General features: G+C 34.6%; 14 protein-coding genes and 2 tRNA genes. 8 read left to right on the forward strand and 8 right to left on the reverse strand.

Annotated features, from left to right (window positions below; translation table 11 throughout):
• Positions 1-3: 3 nt before the first annotated feature.
• Genes HMPREF9075_RS05815 through HMPREF9075_RS05825 form a run of 3 tightly spaced genes read left to right on the forward strand, consistent with a single transcriptional unit; the run spans position 4 to position 3,243 of the window.
• Positions 4-1,638: an AMP-binding protein gene (locus tag HMPREF9075_RS05815; RefSeq protein WP_034557031.1), complete on the forward strand. Its 1,635-nt coding sequence runs from the start codon at positions 4-6 to the stop codon at positions 1,636-1,638.
• A 17-nt stretch (positions 1,639-1,655) separates the two neighbouring features.
• Positions 1,656-2,165 carry a hypothetical protein gene (locus HMPREF9075_RS05820; protein ID WP_009415561.1) on the forward strand — a complete coding sequence of 170 codons (510 nt, stop codon included), beginning with the start codon at positions 1,656-1,658 and terminating at the stop codon, positions 2,163-2,165.
• A 13-nt stretch (positions 2,166-2,178) separates the two neighbouring features.
• Positions 2,179-3,243 (forward strand): nucleoid-associated protein, encoded by a 1,065-nt coding sequence (locus HMPREF9075_RS05825; RefSeq protein WP_009415562.1) that lies wholly within the window; start codon positions 2,179-2,181, stop codon positions 3,241-3,243.
• A gap of 121 nt (positions 3,244-3,364) precedes the next feature.
• Here HMPREF9075_RS05825 and HMPREF9075_RS05830 read toward each other — a convergent pair whose 3' ends face one another.
• The 4 genes from HMPREF9075_RS05830 to HMPREF9075_RS05845 all read right to left on the reverse strand — a co-directional run bounded on the left by HMPREF9075_RS05830 (position 3,365) and on the right by HMPREF9075_RS05845 (position 8,436).
• Positions 3,365-4,318 carry a transketolase family protein gene (locus tag HMPREF9075_RS05830; protein WP_009415563.1) on the reverse strand — a complete coding sequence of 318 codons (954 nt, stop codon included), beginning with the start codon at positions 4,316-4,318 and terminating at the stop codon, positions 3,365-3,367.
• Between the two features lie 64 nt (positions 4,319-4,382).
• Positions 4,383-5,075, reverse strand: coding sequence for an SMUG2 DNA glycosylase family protein (locus HMPREF9075_RS05835; protein WP_009415564.1), 693 nt, complete (start codon positions 5,073-5,075; stop codon positions 4,383-4,385).
• Positions 5,076-5,915: a 50S ribosomal protein L11 methyltransferase gene (gene prmA, locus HMPREF9075_RS05840; RefSeq protein ID WP_009415565.1), complete on the reverse strand. Its 840-nt coding sequence runs from the start codon at positions 5,913-5,915 to the stop codon at positions 5,076-5,078. It abuts the gene before it with no gap.
• A gap of 142 nt (positions 5,916-6,057) precedes the next feature.
• Positions 6,058-8,436, reverse strand: coding sequence for a TonB-dependent receptor domain-containing protein (locus tag HMPREF9075_RS05845; RefSeq protein WP_009415566.1), 2,379 nt, complete (start codon positions 8,434-8,436; stop codon positions 6,058-6,060).
• A 236-nt stretch (positions 8,437-8,672) separates the two neighbouring features.
• Between HMPREF9075_RS05845 and bioD the strand changes: the two genes are divergently transcribed.
• The 5 genes from bioD to HMPREF9075_RS05870 all read left to right on the forward strand — a co-directional run bounded on the left by bioD (position 8,673) and on the right by HMPREF9075_RS05870 (position 11,909).
• Positions 8,673-9,299, forward strand: a complete 627-nt coding sequence (gene bioD, locus HMPREF9075_RS05850) for a dethiobiotin synthase (RefSeq protein WP_009415567.1) — start codon at positions 8,673-8,675, stop codon at positions 9,297-9,299.
• Positions 9,300-9,360: 61 nt separating this feature from the next.
• Entirely contained in the window at positions 9,361-11,151 is a 1,791-nt protein-coding gene (argS, locus tag HMPREF9075_RS05855; RefSeq protein WP_009415568.1) for an arginine--tRNA ligase, read from the forward strand.
• Between the two features lie 128 nt (positions 11,152-11,279).
• Positions 11,280-11,352, forward strand: a tRNA-Gly gene (locus HMPREF9075_RS05860).
• Positions 11,353-11,370: 18 nt separating this feature from the next.
• Positions 11,371-11,456: transfer RNA gene (locus tag HMPREF9075_RS05865), tRNA-Leu, on the forward strand.
• 204 nt (positions 11,457-11,660) lie between these two features.
• Positions 11,661-11,909 carry a hypothetical protein gene (locus HMPREF9075_RS05870; RefSeq protein ID WP_009415569.1) on the forward strand — a complete coding sequence of 83 codons (249 nt, stop codon included), beginning with the start codon at positions 11,661-11,663 and terminating at the stop codon, positions 11,907-11,909.
• 136 nt (positions 11,910-12,045) lie between these two features.
• Here the strand turns inward: HMPREF9075_RS05870 and HMPREF9075_RS05875 are convergent, their stop codons facing one another.
• The 4 genes from HMPREF9075_RS05875 to HMPREF9075_RS05890 are packed head-to-tail and all read right to left on the reverse strand — an operon-like array spanning position 12,046 to position 16,682.
• Positions 12,046-13,143, reverse strand: a complete 1,098-nt coding sequence (locus HMPREF9075_RS05875) for a hypothetical protein (protein WP_009415570.1) — start codon at positions 13,141-13,143, stop codon at positions 12,046-12,048.
• A 2-nt stretch (positions 13,144-13,145) separates the two neighbouring features.
• A complete protein-coding gene (locus HMPREF9075_RS05880; protein ID WP_009415571.1) occupies positions 13,146-14,444 on the reverse strand; it encodes a BREX system ATP-binding domain-containing protein in 1,299 nt (432 codons plus the stop codon).
• Positions 14,441-15,433 (reverse strand): hypothetical protein, encoded by a 993-nt coding sequence (locus HMPREF9075_RS05885; RefSeq protein WP_009415572.1) that lies wholly within the window; start codon positions 15,431-15,433, stop codon positions 14,441-14,443. The genes HMPREF9075_RS05880 and HMPREF9075_RS05885 overlap by 4 nt, the downstream gene beginning before the upstream one ends.
• Positions 15,426-16,682, reverse strand: coding sequence for a hypothetical protein (locus HMPREF9075_RS05890; protein WP_009415573.1), 1,257 nt, complete (start codon positions 16,680-16,682; stop codon positions 15,426-15,428). The genes HMPREF9075_RS05885 and HMPREF9075_RS05890 overlap by 8 nt, the downstream gene beginning before the upstream one ends.
• Positions 16,683-17,104: the final 422 nt, after the last annotated feature.

Genomic DNA, 17,104 nt, shown 5'->3' on the forward strand with positions numbered 1-17,104 from the left:
TTGATAATGAAAAAATTAGCTTATACCAATGGTGCTTCTAATATACCCTTATTGGGCGAAACTATAGATGAAAACTTGCGCAAAACGGTAGCCAAATACCCCAATAAGGAAGCGCTTATAGTTTCTCATCAAAATTATAGAGCTACCTATGCCGAATTTTACGAACAAGTAACCGCTGTTGCCAAAGGATTAATAGCTTTAGGCGTAAAAAGTGGAGATCGCGTAGGTATTTGGTCTCCTAATTGTAGTGAATGGACACTGCTGCAGTTTGCTACTGCCAAAATAGGCGTGATAATGGTAAATATCAACCCCGCCTATCGCACCAGTGAGCTTATTTACGTTATCAACCAGTCAGGAATAGCCTATATGTTTGCTGCTGAAAAGTTCAAAAGCAGTGATTATAGGAAAATGATAGACGATGCCCGCGAATTTACAGAAAGCTTGCGCAAAGAAGTTTTTTGGGGAGAAGAATGGCAACGCTTTTTAGAGAAAGGCAAAAAAATATCCGATGAAAAACTCAAAGAGTACGAAGACAAAGTACAATTTGACGACCCCGTAAATATCCAATATACTTCAGGTACTACGGGTAACCCTAAAGGAGTAACCTTATCGCACCATAATATACTGAATAACGCCTATTTTATCGGCATTCGTATGAATTATACCGAAAAAGACCGCGTTTGTATTCCCGTGCCTTTTTATCATTGTTTTGGTATGGTGATAGGCAATTTGTGCTGCACCTCTCACGGAGCTACAATGGTAATCCCCAATGATAGCTTTGATGCTACGCGTACTTTGGAAGCAGTTGAAAAAGAGCGTTGTACTTCTCTTTATGGCGTTCCTACGATGTTTATTTCAGAACTTTATGTGCTCGATAGGCATCCTTATGATTTATCCAGCTTGCGCACAGGGGTGATGGCAGGAGCACTTTGCCCACCAGAGATTATGAAGCGGGTGAAAGAGCAGATGAATATGCACGAAATTACTATATGCTACGGAATGACCGAAACCTCACCCGTATCTACACAAACAAAGATAGGAGCTCCTTTTGAAAAACAAATCCACTCTGTAGGCACTATTCACGACCATTTAGAAATCAAGATTATCAACCCCGAAACCAAAGCCATTGTAAAGCGAGGCGAGAACGGCGAGCTTTGTACACGTGGCTACTCGGTAATGCTAAAGTATTGGAATAGCCCACAGGCTACCGCTCAGGTAATAGATGAGCAACGCTGGATGCACTCTGGCGACCTCGCTATGATGGATGATGATGGCTATGTGCATATTTCAGGACGTATTAAAGACCTTATTATTCGTGGAGGTGAAAATATCTCTCCTAAAGAAATAGAAGACTTTTTATATACTTATGAGGGCGTTATGGATGCCCAAGTAATAGGTGTACCAAGCAAGAAATTTGGCGAAGAGGTAATGGCGTGGATAAAACCTAAAGAAGGCGTTACCCTCACCGAAGAAGAATTGCATAACTTCTGCAAAGGGCGTATCGCACATTACAAAGTGCCCCGCTATTGGAAATTTGTACAAGAGTTCCCAATGACTATTTCAGGCAAAATACGTAAAGTAGAAATGCGTGAAATATCTACCAAAGAACTTGGTTTACAAGAAGAAGACGAAAACTAATAACAATCAATCATATTATGGTATACAAATTCAGAGTTATTCTTGATGTAAAAGAAGATGTATTTAGAGATATTATCATTCAGGAAGACGCTACATTAGAAGATTTTCATAACGTTATCAACCAATCATTCGGCTTTACAGGTGAGGAAATGGCTTCTTTTTACCTTACTGACGATGATTGGAATCAAGGCGAGGAAATTACCCTCTTTGATGTTTCAGAAAGTGGCGAAACACGCCTAATGGAGGAAACTACTATTGATGAGGTAGTAAGTGAAGACAACCCCAAGCTCCTTTACATTTACGACTTTATGCAAATGTGGACGTTCTTTGTGAATTTAGTAGAGATTGATGATGAGCAAGCTGGAGCTTCCTACCCAATGGTGCTCAATACAGTGGGGAGCATACCTGCTGAAGCTCCCGAAAAGAACTTTGTAGCTGATGATTTTAATGAATTTGAAGACGAGTTCAATGATTTTGATGTAGATGAAGAAGACTACTATGAAGGCTTTTCTGAAGAATACTATTAATGCCTAAAATAATATGCTGAATTTATATACTACAAATATAGAAACCTTATCAGTACATAGGGTGGGTAACCAGAGCAAGGGCGAGCCTTTGTTCCTCTCTGCACAGCCCTATGCTTTGAATGATGAAATTATAGGTTTGTTGAAAGAGTATTTTTTCAAGCCTTTTCGTGAAAAAGAACAAAATTATTTTCACTTTGTGCACGAAGCCGATGTAGAGTTTAATGAGCTTTATCAGTTGGTTACAGCTATTTTTGAAGATGAAAGTACTATTCACGAACAATCACAAAAAATAGCCAAACATTTGTACAATCAATCTAATCACCCACATATCAAGAATGGTGAGGTGTATGTGGCACTCTTGCACGACACTTATTTAGATAATGAAAAGGTAAAAGCTGTAGGAATTTTTAAATCGGAAGTAAAGAATAGCTTTTTGCAGTTTGAAGAGCAAGATAGTCAGTTAGAGATACTTATTCAGGAGGGGGTAAACCTACAACGATTGGATAAAGGTTGTATTATTTTCAATGTCAATAAAGAAGACGGTTATAAGATATTGTCAATAGATAGCAATCGTTACGACACCAAGTATTGGCTTGAAAACTTCCTAAATGTAGATGCCCTTATAGACGAGAATTTTTATACTAAAAAGTACCTAAAATTCAGTCAGGATTTTGCAAAAGATGTAATCTTACCAGCTGAGGACAAAAAGGAAGAGGTACTTTTTATGAATAGAGCTATTAATTACTTTGCTAAGAATGACGATTTTGAAGAAACAGCATTTGTAAATGAAGTATTTGAGAACCCTGAGCTCATTCCCGAATTTAAGCATTATAAGGAAGAAAAAGGACCTAAATACCAAATAGAAGATGTATCTACTTTCCCAATCGCCAACAAAGCCGTTACAGATGTACGCAAGAAGATAAAGAATGTGATTGATTTAGATACACATATACAAATACGTATGGACTTTATCAACCCTCAGTCCGCAGATAAGTTTATAGAAAAAGGTTGGGACGAAGAAAAGCAAATGTATTATTATCTACTCTATTTCAATAAAGAACAAAAAGCCTCAGATTAAATAAATTGCATACAAAATGCTATTTAAAATAAAAAACTTTGCCAAAGCATCTTGTCTTTGGCAAAGTTTTTTGTATTATATAGTAATGATTTTCAATATATTAAAGAGCATAAGCCATTTATTATTTGTTATTAATCACCCTTTCTACAGCTTTTAAAATACCATTTTTGTCCAAGCCGTATTTTTGCATCAATTGTGCTGGAGTACCACTTTCTCCAAAAGTATCATTCACAGCTACAAACTCTTGACGTACAGGATAGTGCTGAGTGAGCACACGAGCGACACTTTCGCCCAAACCACCGTAGTAATTATGCTCTTCACAAGTAACAATAGCCTTAGTTTTTCGCACCGATTTCAAGATAATTTCCTCATCTAAAGGCTTGATAGTATGAATATTGATTACCTCTGCCGAAATGCCCTTTTGTTCCAATTCTTCGCAAGCCAATAGGGCTTCCCACACCAAATGTCCTGTAGCTACGATAGTTACACCACTACCTTCATTCAGTAAAATACCTTTTCCTATCTCAAATGATTGGTCTTCGGGAGTAAAGTTAGCCACAGCAGGACGTCCAAATCGCAAGTATACAGGTCCCTGATAATCAGCGATAGCTATAGTAGCAGCTTTGGTTTGGTTATAGTCGCAAGGGTTGATAACCACCATATTAGGCAGCATTTTCATCAGCCCAATATCTTCTAATATTTGATGAGTAGCCCCGTCTTCGCCCAAAGTAAGTCCTGCGTGTGAGGCACAAACTTTTACATTTTTATTTGAATAAGCAATCGATTGTCGTATTTGGTCATACACACGTCCTGTAGAGAAGGCAGCAAAAGTACCTGTAAAAGGTATTTTTCCACCGATAGTAAGTCCAGCAGCAATACCCATCATATTAGCTTCAGCAATACCCACTTGGAAAAAACGAGTAGGATTCTCCTCAATAAATTTTTCCATTTTCAGTGAGCCAATCAGGTCAGCACACAATGCCACCACATTAGGGTTTTTACGCCCCAGTTCTGCAAGCCCAGCCCCAAAACCACTACGGGTATCTTTCTTGCCCGTATCAGTATATTTTTTCATTGTATATTAGTGTTTTTCAAAAGTGTTTTCAATTCAATGGCAAAGATACTAAATAATCATCAAATTACAATATATCGCAAAAACTTTTTAAGAATTTATCTATATACAGTTGTTTTTCTTTTGATTTATATTGTTGTATATAACGCGGATGCTCCAAAACCACCATCTCATCAAATAAACCTACTTCTTTATTTAGCTTTTCAAGGAAAGTAGCATTTTTTTTTCCCAACACAAAAACCTTTTCGGTAAATACGCCCATTGCTATATTTTTCTGTAAAATAGCACACATATAGCCTTTTATACTCTCAAAAAGAGCCATATCATCGTAATAATTAGCGTTTACCCACTTGTTAGGTGCTGTTTGTCGTATAATAGCCAGCGGAAAGGGCGAATTGATATAAAAATTATGGTAAAAAGAAGCAGTCCCTCCGTATTGCTGTATCATATCATACATAAAAACCGAAGAAACCTCGTGTGTATGAGCGTTTTGCATAACAATACCACAATCCGATGCCAAATGTTTTGTATCAGTAAAAGGCACCCCCGTAACCCCCGCTCCGTGCCTGCTGGGGTTGATACCAATAATAAAATAACGCTTGTGGTTGTCATTATAAAACTTTCGGTAAAAAAGCTCCATTACCCGTACAGCTTCAGGGTTATCCACATAAGGATTTAGCACCGCAAATCCTTCAGGAAGCGCATCTTCGTAATTTAGGTGAGTGTTAAAATCAATAATTTTATCAGCAAAAGTACCCATTTATTTTGTTTTTTTCAGCTTTACAGCCACCCAGTTGTTGCGTTCTATATTCTCAACAAACGATAAACCACACTCCTTAGCTTTTTCTACAATAGCAGGCATATCACTTTCGTAAAAACCACTGAGCAATAAAATGCCCTCATCAGCCAAAACATTGGTATACAAAGATATATCCGAAAGAAGAATATTGCGGTTGATATTTGCAATAATAAAATCAAAATGATTGAATTGTGCGAGCGCACTTGCATCGCCCAAAAGCACTTGTATATGCTTACACGCATTGCGAGCTATATTTTCAGCAGAATTTTCCACACACCATTCGTCTATATCAATAGCCGTAACATCGGTAGCCCCTCGTTTTTCAGCCATAATAGCCAGCACACTCGTTCCGCATCCCATATCCAGCACTTTTTTATGGCTAAGGTCTTCTTTTAGCAAAAATTGCAGCATCATATATGTAGTTTCGTGGTGTCCTGTGCCGAAGCTCATTTTAGGGTCTATAATAATTTCGTAAGGAGTATTGGCAGCCTCGTGAAAGGTAGCCCGCACCGTACAAAGGTCGCCCACTGTAATTGGACTAAAATTCTTTTCCCATTCCTCGTTCCAATTTACCTGCTGTATAGTTTTATAGCTATAAGTAATGTGATAATCAGAGTTTTGCAGTAAGTATATATCATTTAGAATATCCTTATGCCAAAGAGGTTCTTGCACATAAGCCAATAGCCCCCTTTCGGTATCTACAAAACTTTCAAAGCCCACTTCGGCAAGTTCAGCCACCAATATTTCAGCAGCAGTTTCACTTGTCGGAGTAATAGTGAAATCGTATTCTACGTAGTTCATTTGTTTAAATTACTTTTTCTAATTTCTAATTTGCTGCAAAGATAATAATTTGCTTACAAAATTGAACTTTATTAGTAGTAAAAAATGTTAATCAAACTGACAAAATAACTGTAAACCTTTTTTAGGACGTAACAGATACAACCTAACTCCTGTCTTGTTCCTCTTGGTTACTAAACTCCTTTTGACGTACACGTACCTTATTATTGCCAAAATTATAACTCAACCCAAATTGGAATTGCCTGCTATCAAAATTAACGTGGTATATTTGCTTCATTTCTCCTGAATATCCTATCTTATAAGGGGTTGCATCATCAAAGATGTCTCTAATGGTAAGTGTAAGTTTCAGTTTATTATTAAGCAATGATGCTTTCAAGCCTGCATTTACAAAAGTGTAGGTATTTGTTTTATAGATAAGATTATTTTGCGGACTATTGCACACTGTCGTTAATTCTGCTCGCAAGGTTTTTGCTTTATTGAGCGTAAAACTATGTTGAGTGTAAAACTGAAAATTCCAACCGCTTACAAATTCTGTACCTACCGTATAAGCATCAAAACCATTGGAATACCTTCCATCGTAAGTGTACAAAGTTATCATATTAGTAGTATTCCACCAAGGTGTTATTTGCCATAAGAGGGTTTCTTTCCAACCATAGGTGTAATTTTTATAATAATTGCCTCTGAGTGTACGTTGTTCTTGTGTAAGAATATCGGCACGCCCATATTGTCCAGAACCATCTTCATCTAAGGAAAAGAAAAATTCACTTATGAACTTCCTTTTATAAATATGCTTCACCTCAAGCTTATTGCTAATTTCAGGGAGCAAATCAGGGTTTCCTTCTTCTGAGGCATAAGCGTTGATGTACATACGAAAGGGATTAAGTTCCCAAAAGGCAGGTCTTTCTAACCTTCTATTATAGCCAAAATTAAATTCATTATCCTCATTGGCTGCGTAATTAAAATATAGGGTAGGGAATAGCTGAGTATAATCTCGTTTATTGTGTTGTCCTGTAGCTTGCTGCGTACCCTCAGTAATAGTGCGCTCTAAGCGTAATCCTGCCTGCAATTGCCAACGCTCAGAAAGAGCCTTTTCAGCATTGATATATAGTGCTTGTATCGACTCTTTATAATCAAAAGCATTACTTGACATAGCCAAATAAGTAGGCGGTGTAGTGAGTAAATCATAGTATTTCAAGCTATTGAATGTTTTTGTGTATGCGTATTTTGCTCCGTATGACAGTTTAATCCACTGAAATGGATGCTCCATATCTACTTTTGCACTGTAATTATTAATATTGCGCTCACTGAGGTTCAGCGTATGGTATGAATTGATGCGATTACCTATTCTAAAAGAACTAAAATCCTTATCTGAGTTGGTGTTATAGGTAAAATAATCCGCTTCTACAATGAGTTTTCTTCCTAAAGTATCCAATTCTTGAATATAATGTAAGTTCATAGCGTGATTTGAATTGTTTTTATCCTCTACCCCTTTATTATTCATAGTTCCTAAAGGATAACTATTGTGGCTAATAGCAGTCACCCCCCAATCCTCTTCTTTATTTTTAAGGTAGTAGCCTGAATAAATGCCTCCTATGCTTGCTTTCTCTGTTAGCTCATAGTCTACCCCAAAACGCCCTGAAATATTATCGTTTTTTAATTTAGCTCTTTTGCGTTCTCTCCAGTTTTCTGTAGGATAAAACTGCTCAGAAGTAATTACAGCTCCTATATCTCCTACAGTTCCATTAAACGAAGCACTTAAGTTCCATTTACCCTGTTTAAAATTAAAGGTATTCCCTACACTCAGTAAGGCGTAGGTAGCTTGCGAGTAGCGCGCCCAGAGTTGGTCGTTCCACGAATCTGATAACTTCTTTTTTAGTACTATATTGACAAGTCCGCCCTTGCCCTCAGCATCATATTTAGCGGGTGGAGTGGTAATTACCTCTATACTTTTGATGTCGGTGGCGGAAAGACTGCTGAGGTAAGTTTGTAGTTCTGAACCGCTCATCTGCACAAGGCGGTCATTGATCATCACCCGCATAGTGCTTTTGCCGATGACGCTTATCTTGTCGTTATCCACTACCAATGAGGGGGTGGCTTTTAGGGCGTCGAGCATAGTGCCAGAGCTTGCCATCACTGAGTTCTCAACGTTAAACACCAGTCGGTCAGTTTTTTGCTCTAACACTTGCTTTTTGCCTGAAACTACTACTTCTTTGAGCTGCTGAGTGGTGTTTATTTCTATCTCACTCAAGTTAATGTCTTTATCTACTTTTATAAGCTTCCTCAGAAACACAATACCCAATTGCCTAAATTCAATAGTATAATCACCTTCTTGAGCATATATACTGAAAACGCCATTCACATCTGTAAGAGTGCTCTTTAAGGCAACGGAATTTGAGCTGTATAAAACTACTTCTACATTGTGTACAGGGTTTCCGTGTTGAACAGTTTTTCCTTTTATCATAAAATCATTTGAAAACCCTAAAAAAAAGCAATTTAATAAAATAGCTGTAAATATTTGTTTCATATACGCCTATTTAATTTTTACTGCAAAGATACAAAATAATGTTTAATGACCACAAATCCCATTGTATACTCTCACCGAAGGTTGAGCGAAGGATAAGCGAAGGATAAGCGAAGGATAAGCGAAGGAAAGTCGGCGAGCTGGCACAGCCGAGTATGTGACGAAGGATAAAGCACCGAAAGAAAGTCGGCGAATTAATCATTATTTTGTATCTTTGCAGCCTAAAACTAACATTAACTATGAAAGACACTTATTTTGTAGTAGGTATTTCTACCGAAGTAGGAAAAACTATTGTTTCGGCTATTTTTACCGAAGCCTTTAATGCCGACTATTGGAAGCCTGTGCAATCAGGTGATTTACACAATTCTGACACCGACAAAGTGCGAAAACTGATTTCTAATCAGCACACTGTTTTCCACCCCAATAGCTACGCACTCAATACTCCCGCAAGTCCGCACCTATCGGCTGCCATAGATGGTATTCGTATAGACCTCGCCAATATCGTGCGCCCCAAAACCGATAACCATTTGGTAATAGAAGCTGCTGGCGGACTTTTTGTGCCGCTAAACGAAGACGATACAATGATTGACCTCCTTTTGCCTACCGATAAAATTGTATTAGTATCACGACACTATTTAGGCAGTATCAACCATACATTGCTTACCTACGAAGCACTGAAAAACAGAGGTTTAAATATACACGGTATAGTATTCAGTGGTACGCCCAATCCCTCAACCGAGTCATTTATACTACACAAAACTCAACTGCCTGTGCTACTACACATAGATGAAGAACCTTATTTTGATAAACAAGTAATAGCTGAATATGCCGAAAAATTAAGGGAAAATTTGCACAGCAGGCAATAATACTGCCAAAATAACAGATTAATTTATTATCTTTGCACTTTCTTAGCTAAAAATTGAAAAGATGAAATTACAAGATACATTAAAAGAATATGCAGTAAAAGCTGTAGAAACACTATACGGAGTAACTTTAGAAAATGTTGAAATTCAGCTTACAAAAAAAGATTTTGTAGGTGATATGACCATTGTTATTTTCCCAATGTTACGACAAGTAAAAGGCAATCCACAGCAAATAGGGGAGGCAATAGGAGCGCATATAAAACAGAGCGCACCAAATTTAGTGTGCGATTTCAATGTAATAAAAGGATTTTTAAACCTTGTAATAGCCGATAGTTATTATATTAATTTTTTGAATGATATAAAAGATAATCCTCAGTATGGTTTGGCTGCTCCCAATAGCAAAGAGGCACTTTTGGTGGAATATTCATCGCCCAATACCAATAAACCATTACACTTGGGGCACATACGCAATAATCTTTTGGGCTATTCAGTAGCCGAAATACTCAAAGCTGCTGGGCACAAGGTGTACAAAACCCAAATTATCAACGACCGAGGGATACACATTTGCAAATCGATGATTGCTTGGCAGCGTTTTGGCAATGGCGAAACACCCGAAAGTACAGGGCTAAAAGGCGATAAATTAGTAGGAAACTACTATGTAGCTTTTGATAAAGCTTATAAAACCGAAATAGAGCAATTGATAGCCGAAGGAAAAACCAAAGAAGAGGCTGAAAAGCAAGCCCCTATATTCCTTGAAGCTCAAGAATTGCTACGCAAATGGGAAGCTGGTGATGCCGAAGTATTAGCGCTTTGGAAAAAGATGAATAGCTGGGTATATGATGGTTTTGGGGTTACATATAAGAACTTAGGCGTAGATTTTGACTCTAATTACTACGAAAGCAATACCTATTTATTAGGGAAAGACATCGTAGAGCAAGGGTTAGCTAAAGGCGTGTTCTTCAAAAAAGAAGACGGTTCTGTATGGTGCGACCTCACCGCTGATGGGCTTGATGAAAAATTAGTACTTCGTTCAGACGGTACATCAGTGTATATCACCCAAGATATGGGTACAGCTACCCAGCGCGTAAAAGACTATCCTGATGTAAAAGGAATGGTTTATACAGTTGGTAATGAACAGGATTATCACTTCAAAGTATTGTTCCTTATCCTGAAAAAATTAGGTTATGATTGGGCAAGCAAGCTATATCACCTCAGCTACGGAATGGTAGACCTACCTAGCGGCAAGATGAAAAGTCGTGAAGGTACTGTAGTAGATGCCGATGATTTGATAAGTGAAATGCAACAAACTGCCAAAGAGATTTCGCAAGAACTTGGCAAGCTCGATGGCTATACTGAAGAGCAAAAAGAAGAATTGTATCGCACAATCGGCTTAGGAGCTTTGAAATACTATATACTAAAGGTAGATCCTAAAAAACGCATTTTATTTGACCCTAAAGAATCTATCGATTTTCAAGGAAATACAGGACCTTTTGTGCAATATACCTATGCTCGTATCAGGTCTATTTTGCGCAAGTACAATGAAGTAGCCATAGGCAAACCCCAAGTAACAAATTTGCCTACCGAATTACACGAAAAAGAAAAGACATTACTGAGGAGTATAGGTCAGTTTCCTGCAGTAGTACAAGATGCCGCCGATAATTACAGTCCTGCTTTAGTAGCTAATTATGTATATGATTTAGTAAAAGATTTCAATTCATTTTATCAAAATGTATCCATTTTGGGAGAACAAGACCCTGTAAAGTTAGATTTTAGGGTAGCTTTATGCAGAAAAATAAGCGAAATAATAGCAGAAGCATTTAAAATGTTAGGAATACAAGTTCCTGAAAGAATGTAAGTTACGATTTTTGATAAAAAAAATATGAAAAAAAGTTCGTAAAAAATTTGCAGGAAATAAAAAAAGTAGTACCTTTGCAACCGCAAATGAGGGATAAATCAGATGCAATTTTATTGAAGATACAAAAAGCGAAAATAGCTCAGTTGGTAGAGCGCAACCTTGCCAAGGTTGAGGTCGCGGGTTCGAACCCCGTTTTTCGCTCTTTTTTTATGTCTATAGGCTCGGATGGTGGAATCGGTAGACACGCTGGACTTAAAATCCAGTGGGCAGCAATGCCTGTGCGGGTTCAAGTCCCGCTCCGAGTACGAATTTTCAATACAACCTTTTGAATTTCAAAGGGTTGTATTTTTTTATAGGCTAATTTAGCCGACATTTTCCCAACAATTTGAAAAGAGTACATTTTCTGAAGGATATTTCCCTTCAAGAGTAGAGTGAGAAAATTAAAAAATCATTACTTTTTTAAGTAGTGTTTTTTTTGCATCTATATTAACTCTTAAAAATATTTGACTATGGAAACAGCTGTAACATTTGCTACCTCTGATATAGATAAACTAAATTCAATAAAAGATTTTATAAAGTCTTTAAATGTACCCTTTATTCAAGAAGAAGACATACCTCAGCCTATTGAAATGACGCCAAGATTAATGGCTTTTCTTGATGAAATAGAAACACGTAACACTCCTTTTGAAGAGTATGAAGATTCGTATGTAGTGGTTAATAGACTTGCATCTAAATATGGACTTACCTTACAAAATTAGTCATTCCTCACAATAAGAAATAAAGATAGTTACTATTGAGGGAATACTCACTCTTACTTGCTTCTATATTAGACAAATTAACACGCTAATAAAATGCAAAAGGCTATCCAAAACGATAGCCTCTTTTTTTATTTGTTTAATTGAATGTGTCTGGGTGGATAAAAACTAAATCTCCTGTTTGTGAGATTTTTGAATAATCTTCTTCACTTAAATAATCTCCATTTTCCTTTATTTCCACTGATATATTTCGTGAAATATCTTCTCCTTTGTCATTTTTATTTTCAATAGGGCTGTATGGATAATCTTCTATTTCATTCCCTTTACCATAACGAAAATTAGTTAGCCCACCTTTTACCTTTATATTATACAGATATTCCAAGTTTTTAGATAAGACACTTAGATAAAGATTGTTTCCTAAAGTGTCTGCTTCTAAACCAAAACACAATAATTTCCCTTTATATGTTTTAGGACACGGCTTCACTTTACCTATATACAATTTTTGGTTTTTCTCTTTTATGCGTTCTAAAATAAATTTTGTAGTAAAATCTTTTATAATTTCTTCTTCCTTTTTATCACTAACTAAATTGATTGTAGTTCCTTCTATGTTCATTTCTTTTAAAGAATAAACTTTAGGTTTAGTTAGGTTATGCTTTTGAAAGATTTCACCACTTTCCTCTTCAATAGCATCATAAAATTGTTTATCATTTGTTAGTAGAACCAAGTAATCTTCTTTTTTAAGTTCATCATTAAATATACTTGACATCAATAGAAGACTATCTTCTTTTGAGATTCGTGTAGATAGCACCAAATCCTGATGAGGTTCCCACAACTCATTAGGAAAAGTAAGAGTATCACAATCTATATCTAACAAATCATCTATCTGTTTTAATTCATTCTCTACTGCTTTTTTTATTTCAGGAAACACCTTTGAGTAAGGGATTTCGGGATTATTAAATTCATTTTTATATTTTAATGCCGAAGTAAAATTAGGTTTTGCACCATTCTCAGTCGGTTTATAAATTAAGCAACGAAGATAGTGCTCTACTTTTCTAATGCCAACAAATTCGTATATAGCAAAGCGAGAACAAATAATATCAACAAACGGGCTTTTGGAAAGCTCTTCAATGAATAAACAAAGATTAGGATACGTTTTATCAACCCAATAGGCTAATATTTGAGTATCTAATGCTATTTTTATTCTAAAATTGTCATCTATAGGAGGATTCATTTCCATAACTATTTAGAGTTCAAAAGTTTTTTTACAAAATTCTCATCTATTATTGATATTGATGTTTCTTCTACAGCCCTCTCTAATATATAGTAGCTTTTTCTCAAAACCAGCCTTTGTAAGTCCTCAGATTCACTATTAATCAAAGCTATTGCCTCTTCAGTAAAAGGGAAAAAAGTTCCTTTTTTATCATTTTCCTCCTCACGTGCAAGGTTTAAGTAGTTTATAATAATTTGTTTAGCTTGCTCTTTAGTTAATCTTGTGATACGAATTTCTCTGTCTTTTAGTCTATCCACTAAAGGAGGAGAAATAGTTGTCAATTCTTTAAGAGCTGTAGCTGTCATTGCTATTAGCAAACACCAGCGTCTTTCTTTATCAATTAGTGTTCTCAGGCTATGAGAATAATTATCTATTTCTTTTTTTGTTAAACGACCTGAAGTTATATCCTCAAATTCATCTACCAAAATGTAAAATCTTTCAAAACCTTGAGCTTGAATTATGGTAATAATAGCATTAAGAAGTTTTACAACTCTACTCTCTAAGTTAGTTCCACCAGAAGTTATTACATCCCACGTTTTACTAATGCCTACATCTTCTGAAATTAAATCATAAAAATAGTTAGCTATAGTTCCATCTTTTTCATTATTATCCAAGAGGATTTTTATGATAATATCCTTTAACAATGAGTTGAAATCTCGTCTCTGTTCTTTAGTGTATAATTTTTTTAAGAGAACATCTAAAAAAGCTTTATGGCTAACCTCATTTTCTGTGGAAAATAGATTTTCTTCCTCTGAAGTTGAAAAAATAGTATTTTTCCTACTTTCTTGAAAAAAGTCCTCTAACATTTTTTTATACCCATTCTCATCAGATTTTATTTTTGTTAATATAAAATCCCATAAATATTTTTTGAATTGTTCTTGTCCTATTTGTTCAATAATAGAACCTATCAATTTTGATAATTTATTCTCAGGGTTGTTTATGTATATCACATAAGCTTTTCTTGGTAAAGATTGGATTAAGTACTTAGCGTATAACAACAGCTGTGTCTTCCCTGTACCATAATCACCTGTTATAGTACATACTAATTTATGGTCTTCCTCATTGCCCGAATACAAAGAATCATAAACATAATTATCTATTTCCTTTTTGACTTCAACATCAATAGGAGTCAAAGCTTTTGTTAATTCACTTGATTCATTTGTATTAGCAGTTCCTGATTTAGGAAAAGGATTAAAGCTTAAAAGAAATTTATCATATCTTTTATCTTTTTCCTTCATTAAATGTTTTACTCTATCTTCTAAATTCATTGCCGTAATATTAAAGTTGAAATATAACTATCATTCATTTTTGGAAATAGATAGGTAGCCATATCTATTGCCTTTTGTGTATTTTTACCTTTTATTAGAAAAATTTCAGAAGTCCTTTCATAGGTCAATTCATCTTTTTCTCTTATCATTGAAATAACAAATTCCTTGATGTCGGGGATAGCGTATCTATATGTTCTTGCTATTCTAAAAATCACTTCAGGCATCCAAATATATTTTGTATTAAATTCTTTCAGAAGAAATTTTATCAAATCAAATTCTTTAAAAGGTTTAATAAAGTACGCTACTGATAAACTCTTGTTAGAAATATCTGCAAACATATCATTTTCCAATGCAGATAAATTAAACTTCTCTAAAATTTTTAATGTTGTTCCCCATTTCAAGAAAACATCCCAAAATCGCATTAACACATCATTTTCAATAATAAACTTCTTTTCATATTTATCATATAAAAATGTATCGGTAAACCGTTTTCTTTCACTATAATAAAACAAAAGATTGGAATTATAGATATAATCTTCTTCAGTTAAAGAACTAAATGTTTTATGAAATGAAGGGTCTGGACTTATGAACCAAGAAGAAAGCTCTTTAAATCTGAAATATTTAAAAAAAATGTTTCTTAGAACCTTTACATTTTCCTCAGTCAATTCTTCATTTAATTGACCATTAGTAAAAAAAGAAGTATATGAATTATAATCTGAATCTAATATATCAAATTTAACTAAAGCATTGAGATACTCTAATATTTTTCTCTCTCCCCATACCTCATTTTTATACATTAGTTCATTTCTTTTTTTGGTTATATTTTTTACTGTCTTTTCTTTAACTAGACGGCTTATCAGATAAATGTCTTTTAAATCCTTTAAAGAATAGATATTCACATAAGACCATTTAGAAAATTGTTTTCCCGCTTCCTCATCAGACAAGATAGGAAGTTTAGGATATTCTAATATGTTACTATTTCTATTCAAGTATTAAGATGTTTTCTGATAGTTTCAAACTATGCCTATTTTTTAAAGAAGTCCATTTTGTACCCCTTTCTCTGATTTTTACAATATTATATTTATTGAAGCCACTATTTAGAGCAATTTCTCCTAATAATTTAGTTGTATCAATAAATATGCCATAAGGAGCAGAGTCTCCCAATACAAGATATGCTTTACTTCTTTGTTTTAAAACTCGTCTCATTTCTAACAAGACGTTATACATATCTTCAAAATATAGTAGAGCTAAAATGTCAAAACTCTTTTTACCTTTTTTATTTTTACTAATCTCTTTTATTTTAAGAATATCAGGCATTAGATTATCAATAACATTTTTATTCTCTATATAAAACTGATTCTTTTTCCATTCTTCAAGTTGAAAGTCAGCCTCTTTATAGTGGGTAGTTGCTCCTGTTACTAAGTTTTTTCTGACTTTTTCTGTTATATCATTCCAATTATCGGTTATCCCGTAAAAATGAGAACAGACTTTTGAGACTTCTCCATAATCTAAGTTATTTAAATAAGGAGGAGATGTTATACATATTGAACAACTATTACTATCTATGTTATAATTTGTTTTCCGAGAATCGTGATGAAAAATATTAGTAGTTTTAGGTATATTCTGATAACTATCTAAATCATCTAACATTTTTCTAACTGTTTTTTCAAACATTTGTAATCCAGACAATTCATTTTTCAAAAATTTACTTCTGGATATATAAGGTACGGCTATTGGATGTACACTTACTTTATGTAGTGTTTGAGTCAATGCTAATTTTAAAAATAACTTTGTTTTCTCATCCAAGCTTTGTATATAATCTCGTATAAAATATAATTCAAAAAGATTTTCTTTAGTGTATAAGGACTCTAATAATTTATGATATACTTTTGTGTGATTCCCTTTATTGAAAATATTTTGTTTTATATCAGCTAATACTGATTCTATTAAATTCTTATCAATATCCCAATTTAGTTTAGCTTGTATCACATCAAACAAAAGTTCTTGTCCTTCATTACCATAGGCAGAAATCCCTTTTTTCTGAGCTGAAACAAGTGTAGTTCCACACCCTGCAAAGCTCTCATATATACTATCTCCTTTAGATAAATTTTCTTCCTCTATTATTTTATCTACTAATTTATATGAAAAACCTGCTGTAAATCTATACCAATTATGAATAGGACTTTGTTTGTTATCTTTTGAAGTACCTATATCTTTATGTAATTCTGTGATACTCATTATTGACTTAGCTCTCTGAATCTATAAGAATTTAATGCAAAGATAGTACAAAAAAATAATAATTCTTATAAAAGGGGAAAAAATTGTTATTAGATATTTAAACATCTCTTATTCAGCTTGTCACGTCCTAAAAAATGTTTACAGTTATTTTGTCAGTTTGATTAACATTTTTTACTACTAATAAAGTTCTATTTTGTAAGCAAATTATTACCTTTATAGCTCACATAAACAAGAATAAACTCTGATATAGATATTATACAAAATACAGAGCGATTCGCCTCTTCTTGCTTTTAGGTAAGGAGCTCCTTTCTTTTATAACATCCCTCTGTTATCAATACTTTGGCAGTAAAAAGCTTTAAAAAACTTATCTCTACCTATTTTAGTAATTCCCTTAATCTCGTTATCAAATCTACAGAAAAGTT

The organism is Capnocytophaga sp. oral taxon 332 str. F0381 (genome assembly GCF_000318275.2).
GTDB lineage: Bacteria > Bacteroidota > Bacteroidia > Flavobacteriales > Flavobacteriaceae > Capnocytophaga > Capnocytophaga bilenii.